This window comes from Streptomyces sp. NPDC001108 (assembly GCF_053598535.1).
Window position 1 is genome coordinate 1 of sequence record NZ_JBSFKL010000022.1, and the last position, 15,274, is coordinate 15,274.

13 protein-coding genes and 1 pseudogene are annotated in these 15,274 nt (G+C 70.9%); 6 read left to right on the forward strand and 8 right to left on the reverse strand.

Annotation, left to right across the window (positions count from 1 at the left end; all coding sequences use genetic code 11):
• From ACWC97_RS30990 to ACWC97_RS31010, 5 genes and pseudogenes are all read left to right on the forward strand, one after another.
• Positions 1-237, forward strand: a pseudogene (locus tag ACWC97_RS30990) (hypothetical protein); the annotation flags it as partial.
• Positions 238-574: 337 nt separating this feature from the next.
• Positions 575-1,414: a DNA glycosylase family protein gene (locus ACWC97_RS30995; RefSeq protein WP_352276058.1), complete on the forward strand. Its 840-nt coding sequence runs from the start codon at positions 575-577 to the stop codon at positions 1,412-1,414.
• Positions 1,374-2,870 (forward strand): B12-binding domain-containing radical SAM protein, encoded by a 1,497-nt coding sequence (locus ACWC97_RS31000; RefSeq protein WP_450652916.1) that lies wholly within the window; start codon positions 1,374-1,376, stop codon positions 2,868-2,870. Before ACWC97_RS30995 ends, ACWC97_RS31000 begins: the two co-directional genes overlap by 41 nt.
• A complete protein-coding gene (gene tmk / locus ACWC97_RS31005; RefSeq protein ID WP_450652918.1) occupies positions 2,867-3,502 on the forward strand; it encodes a dTMP kinase in 636 nt (211 codons plus the stop codon). Before ACWC97_RS31000 ends, tmk begins: the two co-directional genes overlap by 4 nt.
• Before the next feature lie 4 nt (positions 3,503-3,506).
• Positions 3,507-3,950, forward strand: coding sequence for an NUDIX hydrolase (locus ACWC97_RS31010; protein ID WP_352276062.1), 444 nt, complete (start codon positions 3,507-3,509; stop codon positions 3,948-3,950).
• Positions 3,951-4,171: 221 nt separating this feature from the next.
• Here ACWC97_RS31010 and ACWC97_RS31015 read toward each other — a convergent pair whose 3' ends face one another.
• The 4 genes from ACWC97_RS31015 to ACWC97_RS31030 all read right to left on the reverse strand — a co-directional run bounded on the left by ACWC97_RS31015 (position 4,172) and on the right by ACWC97_RS31030 (position 8,589).
• A complete protein-coding gene (locus ACWC97_RS31015; RefSeq protein WP_352276063.1) occupies positions 4,172-4,678 on the reverse strand; it encodes a hypothetical protein in 507 nt (168 codons plus the stop codon).
• A gap of 143 nt (positions 4,679-4,821) precedes the next feature.
• Positions 4,822-6,480, reverse strand: a complete 1,659-nt coding sequence (locus ACWC97_RS31020; RefSeq protein WP_450652920.1) for an FAD-dependent monooxygenase — start codon at positions 6,478-6,480, stop codon at positions 4,822-4,824.
• Positions 6,481-6,559: 79 nt separating this feature from the next.
• Positions 6,560-7,609, reverse strand: a complete 1,050-nt coding sequence (gene rarD, locus ACWC97_RS31025) for an EamA family transporter RarD (protein ID WP_450652922.1) — start codon at positions 7,607-7,609, stop codon at positions 6,560-6,562.
• A 119-nt stretch (positions 7,610-7,728) separates the two neighbouring features.
• Positions 7,729-8,589, reverse strand: a complete 861-nt coding sequence (locus ACWC97_RS31030; RefSeq protein ID WP_450652924.1) for an SDR family oxidoreductase — start codon at positions 8,587-8,589, stop codon at positions 7,729-7,731.
• Positions 8,590-8,703: 114 nt separating this feature from the next.
• Between ACWC97_RS31030 and ACWC97_RS31035 the strand changes: the two genes are divergently transcribed.
• The gene (locus tag ACWC97_RS31035) at positions 8,704-9,093 is read left to right on the forward strand and encodes a winged helix-turn-helix transcriptional regulator (protein WP_450652925.1); all 390 of its coding nucleotides are present in this window, start codon (positions 8,704-8,706) and stop codon (positions 9,091-9,093) included.
• A gap of 15 nt (positions 9,094-9,108) precedes the next feature.
• Here ACWC97_RS31035 and ACWC97_RS31040 read toward each other — a convergent pair whose 3' ends face one another.
• The 4 genes from ACWC97_RS31040 to ACWC97_RS31055 all read right to left on the reverse strand — a co-directional run bounded on the left by ACWC97_RS31040 (position 9,109) and on the right by ACWC97_RS31055 (position 15,169).
• Positions 9,109-11,064 carry an APC family permease gene (locus ACWC97_RS31040; RefSeq protein ID WP_450652927.1) on the reverse strand — a complete coding sequence of 652 codons (1,956 nt, stop codon included), beginning with the start codon at positions 11,062-11,064 and terminating at the stop codon, positions 9,109-9,111.
• A gap of 102 nt (positions 11,065-11,166) precedes the next feature.
• Positions 11,167-12,234, reverse strand: a complete 1,068-nt coding sequence (locus ACWC97_RS31045) for a 2-oxoacid:ferredoxin oxidoreductase subunit beta (protein WP_352276070.1) — start codon at positions 12,232-12,234, stop codon at positions 11,167-11,169.
• Positions 12,227-14,182, reverse strand: a complete 1,956-nt coding sequence (locus ACWC97_RS31050; RefSeq protein WP_352276071.1) for a 2-oxoacid:acceptor oxidoreductase subunit alpha — start codon at positions 14,180-14,182, stop codon at positions 12,227-12,229. Before ACWC97_RS31050 ends, ACWC97_RS31045 begins: the two co-directional genes overlap by 8 nt.
• A gap of 312 nt (positions 14,183-14,494) precedes the next feature.
• A complete protein-coding gene (locus tag ACWC97_RS31055; RefSeq protein WP_352276072.1) occupies positions 14,495-15,169 on the reverse strand; it encodes a response regulator transcription factor in 675 nt (224 codons plus the stop codon).
• Positions 15,170-15,274 lie beyond the last annotated feature (105 nt).

Below are 15,274 nucleotides of genomic sequence, written 5' to 3' on the forward strand. Positions count from 1 at the left end.
GACAGTGATCCCGAGGACGGTCCGCGTCTGGATCTGGAGGGGAAGGCGTGGGTGCAGCACCTGCGGCCGCACCGGCCGGCCGGTGCCCGGCCGAACCGCCCGGCCGAGCTGCGTGAGTGGTACGCGGACCGCAAGGGTCAGCGCGAGGCGCAGGCCCACCTCAGGGGCGGCAGCCCGCTCCTCGTCGTCGTCCCGGACACCGACATGACGTACACCCTCTCCGCCCACCCGAGATGAGCAACCGTCGCGCCGACCGCGTCGGTCGTGCCGCGCGCAGGAGTCGAACCCGGTGTCATCGATGCCAGCTTGGTCGGCGCGCGGATGGCGTATGTGCCGCGCGATGGTGCGGGCCAGAAGGAGCGTGAATCCAGTCATTCCCCCGAGAACACGTTGAACGGCAAGCAGGCGGCTGTACTTCGGCCTGATTCGGCGATGAGATGCCCATCCGAAGCTACGTTGTTCGGGAGCGGAGAGGTCGCCGAGCGGATTCTTCTTCCCGTGCGGTACCTCGAAGCGTGTGCGTGCACCACCGCCATTTTGTCCAACCCCATGCGTTGCGACCGGAATTGAGCTCATGAGCGCGAAGATCATCACCGAACATCCCGGATGGCAGAACACGGCCGACGGTCATCGGGCCCGTCTTGTTGAGCACGCCGGAACCACGTGGCTCGCCCTCTGGGATGGCTCGGACGGATGTCTCTCCTTCTCGCCCATCGAAGGGGACGGTGACGTCGAGCAGCCGTGCCCCTCCCTCACGTCTTCGGTTGAGCTGCCCACTTTCGAAGGGGCCGGTCCGCTGCTCGCCGAGTTGGTGGGCATGGGTACGGTCGCCCGCCTCGACAACCCCTCGTTGTGGGACGCGATCGCGACGGCGATCCTCCGTCAGGTGGTGAGCGCGAAGCAGGCCCTGCGGAAACACCGGGCGTTCTATGGCGCGTACGGACAGACGGTCTCCACCATGGCCGGCGACTTCGCACGTGTGCCGACTGCCGAGACGGTCCTCGGTCTCTCCGACGAGGAGTTCGCGTCCGCTGGGACGAAGTTCAATCGAGTGGCCCTGCGTGCCGCTGCCGAGGCGTACCTCGAACGGGGTGAGCACTGGTCCACGCTCGACCCCGAGAGCCTGGTCAAAGAGCTCGTCGAAGTGCCTCGTATCGGCCCGTGGACGGCGGGCGCGGCCGCAGCCGACTTCACCGGCGACTTCTCGATCTATCCGCACGGTGATCTCGCCGTACGGACATGGGCCCGGAAGGCGGCCCCCAGTCTCGAATTTCCGCGAGGGGAGACGGAATTCGAGGCCATGTGGCGCCGATGGGCGCCTTCTCGCCCTCAGCTGCATGCCCTGACTCTGTTCACTCTCACGTGGGGGAGCAATGACCTTAACGACCGCAGAGGACACCCGCGCGACCACTGATCTGATCGCCGGTGCCGAGTCGAGCCGGGCGCTCGACGCCCTGTTCGTGAACGCGCCGCTCCGTGACTACGCCCTGCGTCCCAGGACCAACGACTACACGTTGCCCGTCCTGGGCATGGCATACATCGCCACGTACGCCCAGCAGGCCGGTTTCAACGTGGGTGTGCTGGATGCCGAGGCACATGGGCTCGGAGTCGACGCGACGGCGCGACTGGTCAACAACGTCCGCCCCCGGTGGGTGGGGATGAACCTGCTCGCCCCCACCTACGAGATGTCGGCCCGCATCGCCGCCGGGCTCGATCCCGGCATCGCGCTCATGGTCGGCGGGCACCACGCCCGTGCGATGCCCGCCCGTATTCTCGACGACCCCCGCATGGCCAACCTGCGGGCCCTGGTCGTCGGTGAGGGCGAGTCCCGGGTCGCCGCGCTCCTGGCCGATGACCGGCGGCGCACCGAACTTCCCGGAGTGATGTGGCGGGACCGTCTGCTCGGCACGCATGTCGTCGGTATCGCGCGTGAGAGGGCGGCCGACTGGCTCAGCCCGGACATCGACGCCCTGCCGCTCGTGAACCGGGAATTCCTGCCCCAGGACCCGTATCTCGCGGACGACGGCCGGATCGAGGCGAACATCGTCGGGTCACGCGGGTGCCCGTACGACTGCGGGTTCTGCGGAGCCGCCGTCTCGGCCAACCCCGATATCAGGATCCGGCCCCGATCGCCCGAGAGGATCGTCGGCGAGCTCGATCACCTGCACGAAGCCTACGGGGCGACTGCGTACCGGTTCGTCGACGACCTGTTCCTCGGGGCCAAACGCGTGATCATCCCGCAGATGGAGGCGTTCACCCGGCACCGGATCGGTGACCGGTACGTGTGGGACGCCACGGGGCGGATCAACGTGTTCGACCGGCTCGACGACGACATGCTCGACACGCTCAAGGCGAACGGGCTGCGCGAGGTTGCCCTCGGGATCGAGTCGGGGAGCGACCGGGTTCTCGCCGGTATGGACAAGCGGATCACCGCAGGGATGACCGAGAGGGTCACTGCCCGCCTGCTTATGCGCGGCATCGGCGTGAAGGGATATTTCATCCTGGGGTATCCGGGGGAGGACCAGGGAGACCTCGACGCCACGGTGCAGCACATCCACAACCTGTGGGGCATGGCGGACCGGTATGGCGCGGGACGCTTCCGGGCAAGTGTTTTCGAGTTCCGCCCCTACCCCGGCACGCCCGTCTGGACGGCGCTCACTGATGCGGGGCACGCCCCCGACACCCTGCTCGCGTATTCCGATGTCGACCTGACCGACGACGGCGCGCACGAGGGCATGAGGCAGCGCGACGAGTTCAATTTCTCGGTCGGTGTCCAGTTCGGAGCCGTACCTCTCCGCAGGTTGCGAAAGACACTCGCCGAACTGACGCGCGAGCAGCACGAGCGGAACCGCCTGGGGCACACCGTATGAGCAGGCGCCCCGGCACCTTCATCAGCGTGGACGGGCCGAGCGGCGTCGGGAAGTCGACCACGGTCGCCGAACTCGGCCGCCTGCTCCTCGGACGTGGCGTTCCTGTCCACACGACGACCGAACCCTCGACGAGCGAACTCGGTGAGTTCACCCGGTCCAGGGCGAACCACATCCACGGGCGTGCCCTGGCCTGTCTCGTCGCGGCCAACCGGTACGAGCACATCGAGGTCGAGCTCGACCCCCTTCTCACCTCCGGCCGTACCGTCGTCTGTGACCGCTACCTCGCATCGAGTCTCGTCCTTCAGCGGCTCGACGGCGTTCCCGAGCCGTTCGTGCTCGCCCTGAACCGGCACATTCCACTGCCCGACCTCGCGGTGATCCTCACGGCCGCACCCGAACGCATCTCGGCTCGCCTCGCCGAGCGCGGGAGACGCCACCGTTTCCATGACGATCCGATGGGGCCACGTCGCGAGATCGACCTCTACCGAGAGGCTGCACAGACCTTGAGGGGCCTCGGCGTCGAGGTGTTCTTGGTCGACTCGACGGACTCCACCCCCGCGGACGTGGCGACGCGAATCGCCGACGCTCTGCGGAGTAGCGTCGGGAAACCCGAACCCCACGACCCCCGGTGAGTACATGAACGCGACACCCGCGACCCCCGTGATCGATACGCACGTGATTCTGCGCGACGGCGACAAGGTGCTGTTGTCGCAGCGCGGAGGACCGTACGGCTACGGGCGGTGGCACGCTCCGTCGGGGAAACTGGACGCCGGTGAACCGCTCACCGCCGGCGCCGCCCGCGAGTTGCGCGAGGAGACCGGGGTCGAGGTCGATCCCCGGCACCTTCGGCTGGTGCACGTCGTGCACCACAAGCAGAGCCCCGAAATCGAACGGGTCGGCCTGTTCTTCGAGGCCACCAGGTGGCAGGGCGAACCGGTCAACCGCGAGCCCGAGAAATGCCTCGACCTGCGGTGGTGGTCCGTGTACGACCTGCCGGAGGACATCATCGAATACCCCGAGGCCGGACTGCTCGGCTACATCGAGGGTGGTGATCCGCTCACGGAGCACGGTTGGCCGTAGACCGCCTCCGGCCCAGCCGCTGGTGCGGAAGTGGCTGTGCGGGCCGTCGCGGGAGACCCGCACTTCGGATTGAAGACGTCGTCGTCAGCCCGCTCCGCCACTGTTGAGTCGCTGAACCCGGGTGATCGCGGGGCACGTCTCTCGTCGCTGGTCGGGGAAAATCGCCGGATGCCGGAACGGACGGAGACTCCCTCGGGGGCAGTGCCCCGGAAACGCCACGGCTAATTGCGGCGCAGTGCGTCGCGTACGGCCGTGGGGCCCGTGCCTCCCGGGGAGGGGAGGTTGACCGCCTGGTCGACGAGCCATGCGCCCGCCTCGCCGTGGACGAGTCGCAGTGCGGTGTGCGCGACCCGGCCCGGTCCCTCGTCGACGGTCACCCGGAGCCCGGTCCCCGCCGGGTGGTCGCCGAACGCCTCCACGTCGAATGCCGTGCCGGTGCTCATCCGGGCGTCCCGGTGATCGCCGATCCCGGGCGTTCCGATGATCTCGACGCATTCGTCGAGCGTCTTCGCGTCCATCCCGCGCCGCAGGCGTTCGGTCATGCCCTCGCAGACCGCCCTCCAGTCCCGGTGCAGCGAGGCACGCTGGTAGGCCCGCGCCGCTTCGACCGCGGCCGCCGTGGACGCGGTCGTCTCGGCGCCGTCGCCACTACTGCCGCCGCAACCGGTCAGCGGCAGCACCGCCGCTGCCACCAGCAGTCCGGCGGCGCGTCTGGATCTCGCAGCCACGTCCTGTCCCCCCAACTCTTCGACCTCGGAAGGAGGATTACAGCACGAGGCGCGATACGCCGGAGTCCCTAGTACCCGCTGGCGCCCGGCCGGTCATCGGCGCGGAGCCGCAGGCGGTGTACCCCCTCCGACGCGCCGCTTGCTCAGCGCGGTGCGGGGGCGCCGACCGCGCGGGTGAGATAGGTGATGACCGTGTCGGGTTCGGTGGCCGGGGCGATCAGGGCCACGTGGTTGTCCGGGCGGATCAGGACGAGCGTTCCGGTCGGCGCGGGCGGGGTGAGGCCGTAGGCGGTGCGGGCGTGGCCGGCGTCGTCGACGAGGCCGTGTGCGGCGTCCGTCTCCGCACCGTCCGTCTCCGCACCGTCCGTCTCCGCACCGGCCGTTCCCGCGTCCGGGCCGGACCCGTCCCCGTACGGTCCCGCGTCCACGCCGTACGCGCGCACGGCCGGGCCGTACGCCGCCTCCGTCGCCCGGAGCGCCTCGGCCGTGTCGGGGCCGAAGCCCAGCAGGGTGAAGTGCGGGCCCGCGAAGGCGTCGAACAGGCGGATCGGCGCGCCGGTCGCGGCGGAGCGGCAGGGGGCGTCCGGGGCCCGGTCGCCCGGCCGCAGCCGGGGTGTGGAGCCCGGGCCCGCCAGCGACGACCACGGGTAGCCCACGCCCAGGCCGGTCGTGTCGCCGGAGACCGCCGTGTCCAGGCCGCCGCCCGGTCGGCGGATCGCCTCCAGGGTCGCCCGGAGCCGGTCCGCCGTCACGTCCAGGGTCCAGGCGGCCACCGGCAGCCGCTCCTCCTCGTACGTGTCCAACAGGCGCGGGTCCGCCGAACCGACGGCGACCCGCGCGAGCTTCCAGCCCAGGTTGAACGCGTCCTGGATGCCCGTGTTCATGCCCAGTCCGCCCGCGACGGAGTGGACGTGCGCGGCGTCCCCGGCGAGCAGGACGCGGCCCACCCGGTAACGGTCCACCATCCGCTCGTTGACCCGGTACGTGGACAGCAGCGTGGCCCCGGTCAGGCGGTCGGCCGGGAGGCGGGTGTGCTTGGCGAACAGCCGCCGGAAACTCTCCAGGGAGGGCGGCACGGGCGCACCCGCCGCGTCCCGCTCCGGGCCCGCCTGGAACCACCAGCCCGCCCGCGTGCCCGGGATCGGGCACAGCATCACGGCACCGTCCTCGTCGAACCACTGGTGCCAGAGGGACCGGTCCAGGCCCTCCACCTCCACGTCCCCGCAGACCATCGACTGCTCCGGCGCGGTCTTCCCCTCGAACGGGACCCCGAGCAGCTTGCGCACCCGGCTGTGGGCGCCGTCGCAGCCCACCACGTACCGGGCGTCGATGCTCCGGCCGTCCGCCAGCGCGACCGTCACCAGGTCGTCCGCCTCCGTCAGGCCGACCGCCTCCGCCCCCAACTCCACCCGCACACCGAACTCCGCGAGGCGCTCCCGGAGGATCTCCTCCAGTTGCCACTGGGCGATCAGCCGGCCATGGGCGTACGGGGCATCGGGCGTCGGGCGCAGCGAAGCGGCCGGATCGGCGTCGGCGACCGGCACCCCGTCCCGGTACTTCCGCATCGGCAACGGTGCCGAACCCGCCGCCAGCACCCGGTCGGCGACCCCCAGATCCGCCAGCACCTCCAGGGACCGGGGATTCGGGCCCTTCGCCCGGGAACTGCGGGGGAATCCGGGCGAGCGGTCGATGATCCGCACGCCCACCGAGCGGCGGGCCAGATCGCAGGCCAGGGTCAGGCCGGTCGGGCCCGAACCGACGATCAGTACGGGGACGGGTGACGAAGGTACGGCGGCAGGCATGCGGGCTCCTCGGTCGCGGTTCCGTGGACGACCAGAGAACCGCAACCGAGTTAAAAATGCAACCGGGTAACGTTATGGGTCAGGGGTGGGGGGAAGGGCTCGGCTCCCCGGCCGCCGGGCGGGGAGCCGGGGCGGAGGGGATGTGCGGGGGCGCGACCTCCCGGGCCGCCGCCTCCCTGGTCACTGCTTCCCGGGCCGCCGTCCCCCGGGCCACTGCCTCCCGCGCCGCGCGCGCCCGCACCCGGTTCCGTCGAGCCGTACGGAACGCGTCCCAGGTCAGCACGGTCAGCGCCAGCCACACCAGGCCGAACCCGGCCCACCGCGCCGGCGGCATCGCCTCGTGGAAGTAGACGACGCCGAGGACGAACTGGAAGACCGGCGCCAGATACTGCAACAGCCCCAGGGTGGAGAGCGGCACCCGGATCGCCGCCGCCCCGAACAGGATGAGCGGAACGGCCGTGACGAGCCCCGCCGACGCCAGCAGCGCCGAGTGGCCGAGCCCCTCGGAGGCGAAGGACGACTCGCCCCGGGCGCCCAGCCACAGCAGATAGCCGAGCGCCGGAAGGAACATCACGGCGGTCTCGGCGGTGAGCGACTCCAGGCCGCCCATGTTGACCTTCTTCTTCATCAGGCCGTAGGTCGCGAAGGAGAACGCCAGGGTCAGCGAGATCCACGGCGGACGCCCGTAGCCGATCGCCAGCACCAGCACCGCCGCGAAACCCGTGCCGACCGCCACCCACTGTATGGGGCGCAGCCGCTCCCCGAGGAAGAGGACGCCCATGGCGATGGTGACCAGCGGGTTGATGAAGTAGCCGAGCGACGCCTCCACCACGTGCCCGTTGTTCACCGACCAGATGTACAGGCCCCAGTTGACGGTGATGGTGACGGCGGCCACCGCGAGCAGACCGAGCTTGCCCGGCTGTCGCACCAGCTCGCCGATCCACGACCAGCGGCGCAGCGCCAGCAGCGCGAGGAGGACGAAGCCGAGGGACCAGGTCATGCGGTGGGCGAGGATCTCGATCGATCCGGCGGGCTTCAGCAGCGGCCAGAAGAGCGGGACGAGCCCCCACATGGCGTAGGCGCTGAAGCCGGACAGGAGACCCGCCCGCTGTTCGTCGATCCCCTTCACGGGCCCTCCAGGCGTATCTGTTCCACCGCACGAAGGTAGCGCCGGGAAGGGCCCGGTGTCATACCCGTATCGGGATACGGTCATGACACACGAGGTCCCTGGGGGCGGGGGAGCGGGTGTTACGCCCGGGCCACCGCGGCGGACACCGTCTCGGCGAGCGGGGTCGTCGGGCGGCCGATCAGCCGGGCCAGATCGCCGCTGGTGAGGGCGAGCCGGCCGCGCGCGATCGCCTCGTCCACGTCGACGAGGATCGACGCGAAGAACTCCGGGACCCCGGCGCCGGTCAGGATCTCCTGGTGCACCGCGGCCGGGACGTTCCGGTACGAGATCTCCCGGCCGGTGGCGGCGGAGACGACCGCCGCGTACTCGGCGAGCGACCAGGCGACGTCGCCGCTCAGCTCGTAGGCCGCGCCGAGGTGGCCCTCGCCGGTCAGCACGGCGGCGGCCGCGGCGGCGAAGTCGGCCCGGGTGGCGGAGGCGATCCGCCCGTCACCGGCGTTGGCGACGATGGCGCCGTGGGCCAGGACCTGGCCCAGGTTGGCCGTGTAGTTCTCGGTGTACCAGCCGTTGCGCAGGAAGGTGTACGGCAGACCGGAGTCGAGGATCAGCCGCTCGGTGGCCCGGTGCTCGTCGGCCAGCCGGAAGTCGGCCTCGGGGCCGCCCAGGACGCCGGTGTACGCGAACTGGGCCACGCCCGCCGCCACGGCTGCGTCGATCACCGCAGCGTGCTGCGGCACCCGCTTGCCGACCGCGCTGCCGGAGATCAGCAGCACCCGGTCGCCGGCCCGGAAGGCGTCCTTGAGCGACTCCGGGCGGTCGTAGTCCGCGACCCGGACCTCCACGCCCCGGGCGGCCAGCGGCGCCGCCTTCTCCTCGTCCCGGACGACGGCGACGACCTCGCCCGCGTCCACGGTGGTCAGCAGCTCCTCGACGACCAGACGGCCGAGTTCTCCGGTGGCTCCGGCGACGACGATGCTCATGGGTGGTTCCTCCTGGGGGTACGCGGTCCGGGGCTCGATCCACCGGCCCACACGGCTCACCGTAGGGGGTGTACTCACTATTCGTAAGTACCCACTTGTAGGTAAGGTACTGGTATGAATGTAAGTGGAATGGACCCGCGCCCCGATGTGAACCGGCCGCTGTGTCCCTCCCGGCCGGTGCTCGAACATGTCACCAGCCGGTGGGGCGTCCTGGTCCTGGCCGCCCTGCTGGAGCGCTCGTACCGCTTCAGCGAGCTGCGCCGCGAGGTGGGCGGGGTCAGCGAGAAGATGCTGGCCCAGACCCTCCAGACCCTGGAGCGGGACGGCTTCGTGCACCGGGACGCCAAGCCGGTGATCCCGCCCCGGGTCGACTACGCGCTCACCACCCTGGGGCGGGAGGCCGCCGAGCAGGTGTGGGCACTGGCCCGCTGGGCCGAGCGCAGCGTGGACGCGGTGCGGGTGGCGCGCGAGGCGTACGACGAACGCAAGGCGCGGGCCTCGTAGCGGCGCCCGCCCCGCTCAGTCCGGGTCCGGGGTGCGCCCCTCCTCCAGGGCCCGCAACGCACGGGACACGTCGAACGGCAGGATCGTCACCGCCACGTGCGGCAGCGGGGCCAGCGCCTTGGCCATCTGCTCGCCGGTGCCCCGGTGCAGCAGCTTGCCGAGCACGTTGGAGTAGGTCCGGCGCGGCACCAGGACCGTCAGCGCGGTGTGGCCGTCCTCGGTGGTGCGGGCCGCCAGCTCCCGCATCGCGTGGCGCAGCCGCCGGTCCGGGCACGCCACCAGGTCCAGGGGCACGGAGGTGGCGGCGGTCGCCTCCCAGCGGGCGGCCAGCCGCCGGGCGTGCGGCTCGTCGATCGCGAAGTGCACGGCCCGGATCCCGTCCGGGCGCAGCTCATGGGCGTACCGCAGCGCCTTCAGCGTCGCCAGGTCCAGCGTCTCGACCAGCACGAGGACCAGGTGGCGCCGGTCGCGGGGGCGGTCGGCGCCCGGCGCCTGGATGCTCCGGAGCGCGGCGGCCTCGCGGCGGTACTCGCGGTTGATCCGGATCAGCCCCCACACGCCGAGCGGGAAGACCACCACGACCAGCCAGGCCCCCTCGGTGAACTTGGTCACCGCGAAGATCAGCACCACGGCGGCCGAGATCGCCGCGGCCAGCGCGTTCACCCCGATCTTGAGCCTGCGGTGCGGTTCGCGGCGCCGCAGGTGGTACGCGGTGAGCCCGGCCCCGGCCATGGTGAACGCGGTGAACACGCCGATCGCGTACAGCGCCACCAGCCGGTCCACGCTCGCCCCGGTGGCCAGCAGCAGGGCCAGCGAAACCACGGCCAGCGCGATGATGCCGTTGGAGAACGCGAGCCGGTGACCGCGCCGGGTCAGCACCCTCGGCAGGAACCGGTCCTGGGCCACGAAGCTGGCGAGGAACGGGAACCCGGTGAACGGGGTGTTGGCGCCGGTGTAGAGGACCAGCGCCGTCGCCAACTGCACGAAGACCAGCCCGGCCGTGCCGAGGGGGCCGTCACCGAAGGCGAAGTGCGCCTCCTGCGCGATGACCGTCGGGGTGCCGTCGGCGTACGGGACGGCGTGGGTGAAGTGGGCCAGCGTGGAGACGCCGAGGACCAGTGTGCCGAGGATGCAGCTCATCGTGATCAGGGTGCGGCGGGCGTTGCGGCCCTGCGGCTCGCGGAAGGCGGAGATGCCGTTGGAGATCGCTTCGAGGCCGGTCAGGGACGAGCCGCCGTTGGCGAAGGAACGCAGCACGATGAAGAGCGAGGCGCCGTAGAGCCAGCCGTCCCCCGGGGTGCCCAGCGGCACGACACCGGGGGCGTGCAGATCGGCGTGCGGCAGCTCCCCGGTGAGCCCGCGCAGCGCTGCGGCGACGAGCACCAGCCCGACCGCCGCCATGAACAGATAGGCCGGCAGCGCGAACGCCCGCCCCGCCTCCCGGATCCCGCGCAGGTTCCCGTACGCGAGCAGCACGATCACCCCGACGGAGACGGGGAGCTGGAGGTGGTCGAGGCCGGTGAAGCCGCCACCGGCCAGATGGGCGAGCGAGATCAGCGCGTTGGTGCCGGCCGAGACCTGCACGGCGACGGTGACGATGTAGTCGACGAGCAGGGCGACGGCGGCGATCTGCGCGACGTCCGGCCCGAAGTTCTCCCGCGCGACGACGTACGAACCGCCCGCCCGGGTGTAGATCATCACGACATCGCTGTAACAGAGCGTCAGGAGCAGCAGCACCAGGAGGATCGCGCCGGTCACCGGCATCAGCAGGGTGAACGCCGCCGTGCCGATCACGGGCACCAGGACCCGCAGCATCTCCTCGGAGCCGTACGCGGACGAACTGATGCAGTCGGAGGCGAGCACCCCGAGCGCCGTCCGGTTGTCCAGCTTCTCCTGACTGATGCGCTCGGTGGTCAGCGGTCTGCCGAGCAGACGCCGTTTGACGCGGTACGCGGGACGGTCCAGGGTCATGGCCACATCGTGCGCGGCGACCGGCCGCCGTCCCGGGACGCCGACGCCGGACGGGCCGAAGTTCAGCCCGTCCGGCGACGGCGGTACGTACCGGTGGCGGGGTCAGCCGACGACCGTCCAGTTGTCGTTCCCGGCGAGGAGCGCGCCCAGGTCGCCCTTGCCGTGCCGCTCCTCGGCGGTGTCGAGCTGCTCCGCCATGAGCGTGTCGTACACCGGACGTTCCACATCGCGCAGGACGCCGATGGGGGTCTGGTGCAGGGTGTCCGGGTCGGCGAGGCGGGAGAGCGCGAACGCGGTGGTCGGGGACGCGCTGTGGGCGTCGTGGACCAGGACGCGGGACTCGTTCTCCGGGGTGACGTCGACGACCTGGAGGTCACCGGTGGCCGGGTCGCGGACGACGCCCTTGGCGTCGTCTGTGCCGAAGCGGATGGGCTGCCCGTGCTCCAGCCGGATCACCGCCTCCTGCGCCCGGTCCTTGTCCTTCATGGCCTCGAAGGCGCCGTCGTTGAAGATGTTGCAGTTCTGGTAGATCTCCACGAGCGCCGTGCCCGGGTGGTCGGCGGCGGCGCGCAGCACGCTCGTGAGGTGCTTGCGGTCGGAGTCGATGGTGCGGGCGACGAAGGACGCCTCCGCGCCGAGCGCCAGGGAGACCGGGTTGAACGGGGCGTCCAGCGAGCCCATCGGCGTCGACTTGGTGATCTTCCCGATCTCGGAGGTGGGGGAGTACTGGCCCTTGGTCAGCCCGTAGATCCGGTTGTTGAAGAGGAGGATCTTGAGGTTGACGTTGCGGCGCAGGGCGTGGATCAGGTGGTTGCCGCCGATGGACAGGGCGTCGCCGTCACCCGTGACGACCCAGACGGACAGGTCCCGGCGGGAGGTGGCCAGCCCGGTGGCGATGGCCGGGGCGCGGCCGTGGATGGAGTGCATCCCGTAGGTGTTCATGTAGTACGGGAAGCGGGAGGAGCAGCCGATCCCGGAGACGAAGACGATGTTCTCCTTCGCCAGGCCCAGTTCGGGCATGAAGCCCTGCACGGCGGCGAGCACGGCGTAGTCGCCGCAACCGGGGCACCAGCGGACCTCCTGGTCGGACTTGAAGTCCTTCATGGTCTGCTCGGCCTCGGCCCGGGGCACCAGGTTGAGGAGCGGGTTGGCCGTGTCGGTGTCAGGCATCGATGGCCTCCTTGAGTGCCGTCGCGAGCTGTTCGGCCTTGAACGGCATGCCGTTGACCTGGTTGTAGCTGTGGGCGTCGACGAGGTACTTGGCCCGGACGAGGGTGGCGAGCTGGCCGAGGTTCATCTCGGGGACGATCACCTTGTCGTAGCTCTTCAGGACCTCGCCGAGATTCTTCGGGAAGGGGTTCAGATGGCGCAGATGGGCCTGCGCGATGGGCAGCCCCTCGCCGCGGAGGCGGCGCACGGCGGCGGTGACCGGGCCGTACGTGGAGCCCCAGCCGAGGACCAGGGTGCGGGCGCCGTCCGGGTCGTCGACCTCCACGTCGGGGACGGTGATCCCGTCGACCTTGGCCTGGCGGGTGCGGACCATGAGGTCGTGGTTGGCCGGGTCGTAGGAGATGTTGCCGCTGCCGTCCTGCTTCTCGATGCCGCCGATGCGGTGTTCGAGACCGGGGGTGCCGGGGACCGCCCAGGGGCGGGCCAGGGTCTGCGGGTCGCGCTTGTAGGGCCAGAACACCTCGGTGCCGTCGGCCAGTTCGTGGTTGGCTTCGGTGGCGAACCGGACGCGCAGGTCGGGCAGGTCGGTGACCTCGGGGATCCGCCAGGGCTCGGAGCCGTTGGCGAGATAGCCGTCGGAGAGGAGGAAGACCGGGGTGCGGTACGTCAGGGCGATCCGGGCGGCGTCCAGCGCGGCGTCGAAGCAGTCCGCCGGGGTCCGGGGCGCCACTACGGGCACCGGGGCCTCGCCGTTGCGCCCGTACATCGCCTGGAGCAGGTCGGCCTGCTCGGTCTTGGTGGGCAGGCCGGTGGACGGGCCGCCGCGCTGGATGTCGACGACCAGCAGCGGCAGCTCCAGGGAGACCGCCAGCCCGATCGTCTCGGACTTCAGCGCCACCCCGGGGCCGGAGGTGGTGGTGACCGCGAGCGAACCGCCGAAGGCGGCGCCCAGCGCCGCGCCGATCCCGGCGATCTCGTCCTCCGCCTGGAAGGTCCGCACACCGAAGTTCTTGTGCTTGGACAGCTCGTGCAGGATGTCGGAGGCCGGGGTGATCGGGTACGAGCCCAGGTACAGCGGCAGGTCCGCCTGGCGGGCGGCGGCGATCAGCCCGTACGACAGCGCCAGGTTCCCCGAGATGTTGCGGTACGTGCCCGGCGGGAACGCGTGCGAGGCGGGCGCCACCTCGTAGGAGACGGCGAAGTCCTCCGTCGTCTCCCCGAAGTTCCAACCCGCCCGGAACGCCGCCACGTTGGCCTCGGCGATCTGCGGCTTCTTCGCGAACTTCTGGCGCAGGAACGCCTCGGTGCCCTCGGTCGGCCGGTGGTACATCCACGACAGCAGGCCCAGCGCGAACATGTTCTTCGAGCGCTCGGCCTCCTTGCGGGACAGGCCGAACTCCTTCAGCGCCTCGATCGTCAGCGTCGTCAGCGGCACCGGGTGGACGTGGTAGCCGTCCAGCGAACCGTCCTCCAGCGGACTGGTCGCGTACCCCACCTTCGCCATCGGGCGCTTGGTGAACTCGTCGGTGTTCACGATGATCTCCGCGCCGCGCGGAATGTCGCCGATGTTGGCCTTCAACGCCGCGGGGTTCATCGCGACCAGCACGTCCGGCGCGTCCCCGGGGGTGAGGATGTCGTGGTCCGCGAAATGCAGCTGGAACGACGAAACCCCCGGCAGGGTGCCTGCGGGGGCGCGGATCTCGGCGGGGAAGTTCGGCAGCGTCGACAGATCGTTGCCGAACGACGCGGTCTCCGAGGTGAAGCGGTCACCGGTGAGCTGCATACCGTCTCCGGAGTCACCCGCGAAACGGATGATCACCCGGTCCAGACGGCGGATCTCCTTCTCGCCTGCTCCCGTGTCACCGGAGCGGGGGGCGCGCTGGCCCCCGACGAGCGCCTCGCTGGCCTCATCGGCCTGTCCGGCTGGGCTACTGACCTGGCTGGTCACTGAACTGGACCTCCCTAGCGGCGGCGGCTCGGGTTCCGCCGGTACACCGACGGTCCCCCTGCCCACCCTACTTCTGTAAGGGGTGCCTTACTCGGAGCGATCACATAATGGATGGGGTTTCGAGGCGCGAATTGATCCCTGATGTGGCGCGTTCCGTGTTCCGGGCGTCCTGGGGGCCCCGAGGTGCCCGGGGTCCGCACGTTAGCTGACGGTGCGTCAGGTCTCCAGGTCCGCCGCCACCGCCGGTCGGGGCGGGGTCGACCGGGGAGGGCCCGGCCGGCGCCGGGCTCCCGGCGCCGGAGGACCCGGGAATCAGGAGTTCAGGTACGTCAGGACCGCCAGGACGCGCCGGTGGTCCCCCTCGCTGGGGGACAGCCCCAGCTTCAGGAAGATGTTGCTGACGTGCTTCTCCACCGCGCCGTCGCTCACCACCAGCTGCCTGGCCACCGCGGAGTTCGTGCGGCCCTCCGCCATCAGCCCGAGCACCTCGCGCTCGCGCGGCGTCAGCCCGGCCAGGACGTCCTGCTTGCGGCTCCGGCCCAGCAGCTGCGCCACCACCTCGGGGTCCAGTGCCGTTCCGCCCCGCGCCACCCGCACCACCGCGTCCACGAACTCCCGGACCTCGGCGACCCGGTCCTTCAGGAGATAGCCCACGCCCCGGCTGGACCCGGCCAGCAGCTCCGTCGCGTACTGCTCCTCCACGTACTGCGACAGGACCAGCACCCCGATCCCCGGGTGGTCCTTCCGCAGCCGCACCGCCGCGCGCACGCCCTCGTCGGTGTGGGTCGGGGGCATCCGCACGTCGGCGACCACCACGTCCGGAGCCGCGCCCTGCGCCGCCAGCTCGTCCACCGTCCTGATCAGGGCCTCGCCGTCACCCACCCCGGCGACGACGTCATGCCCCAGATCGGTCAGCAGCCGGGTGAGCCCTTCCCGGAGCAGCACCGAATCCTCGGCGATGACCACTCGCACCCTGTTCTCCACCATGAAAGCCGCATCCCCCACTGGTCCGCCCGCGCTGTTCGGGTCCGTTCGTACGGTCCCCAGCATTACAGCTTTCCGGTGGTGGTGTGCGGTGCCCCGTTCATCCTG

What these genes read in the sequence shown, in the direction of transcription:
- ACWC97_RS31010 (WP_352276062.1), top strand. Translation starts at nt 3,507, where the DNA reads ATGAACGCGACACCCGCGACCCCCGTGATCGATACGCACGTGATTCTG.
- ACWC97_RS31045 (WP_352276070.1), bottom strand. Translation starts at nt 12,234, where the DNA reads ATGCCTGACACCGACACGGCCAACCCGCTCCTCAACCTGGTGCCCCGG.
- ACWC97_RS31030 (WP_450652924.1), bottom strand. Translation starts at nt 8,589, where the DNA reads ATGAGCATCGTCGTCGCCGGAGCCACCGGAGAACTCGGCCGTCTGGTC.
- ACWC97_RS31000 (WP_450652916.1), top strand. Translation starts at nt 1,374, where the DNA reads ATGACCTTAACGACCGCAGAGGACACCCGCGCGACCACTGATCTGATC.
- ACWC97_RS31055 (WP_352276072.1), bottom strand. Translation starts at nt 15,169, where the DNA reads ATGGTGGAGAACAGGGTGCGAGTGGTCATCGCCGAGGATTCGGTGCTG.
- tmk (WP_450652918.1), top strand. Translation starts at nt 2,867, where the DNA reads ATGAGCAGGCGCCCCGGCACCTTCATCAGCGTGGACGGGCCGAGCGGC.
- ACWC97_RS31020 (WP_450652920.1), bottom strand. Translation starts at nt 6,480, where the DNA reads ATGCCTGCCGCCGTACCTTCGTCACCCGTCCCCGTACTGATCGTCGGT.
- ACWC97_RS31035 (WP_450652925.1), top strand. Translation starts at nt 8,704, where the DNA reads ATGAATGTAAGTGGAATGGACCCGCGCCCCGATGTGAACCGGCCGCTG.
- ACWC97_RS31040 (WP_450652927.1), bottom strand. Translation starts at nt 11,064, where the DNA reads ATGACCCTGGACCGTCCCGCGTACCGCGTCAAACGGCGTCTGCTCGGC.
- ACWC97_RS30995 (WP_352276058.1), top strand. Translation starts at nt 575, where the DNA reads ATGAGCGCGAAGATCATCACCGAACATCCCGGATGGCAGAACACGGCC.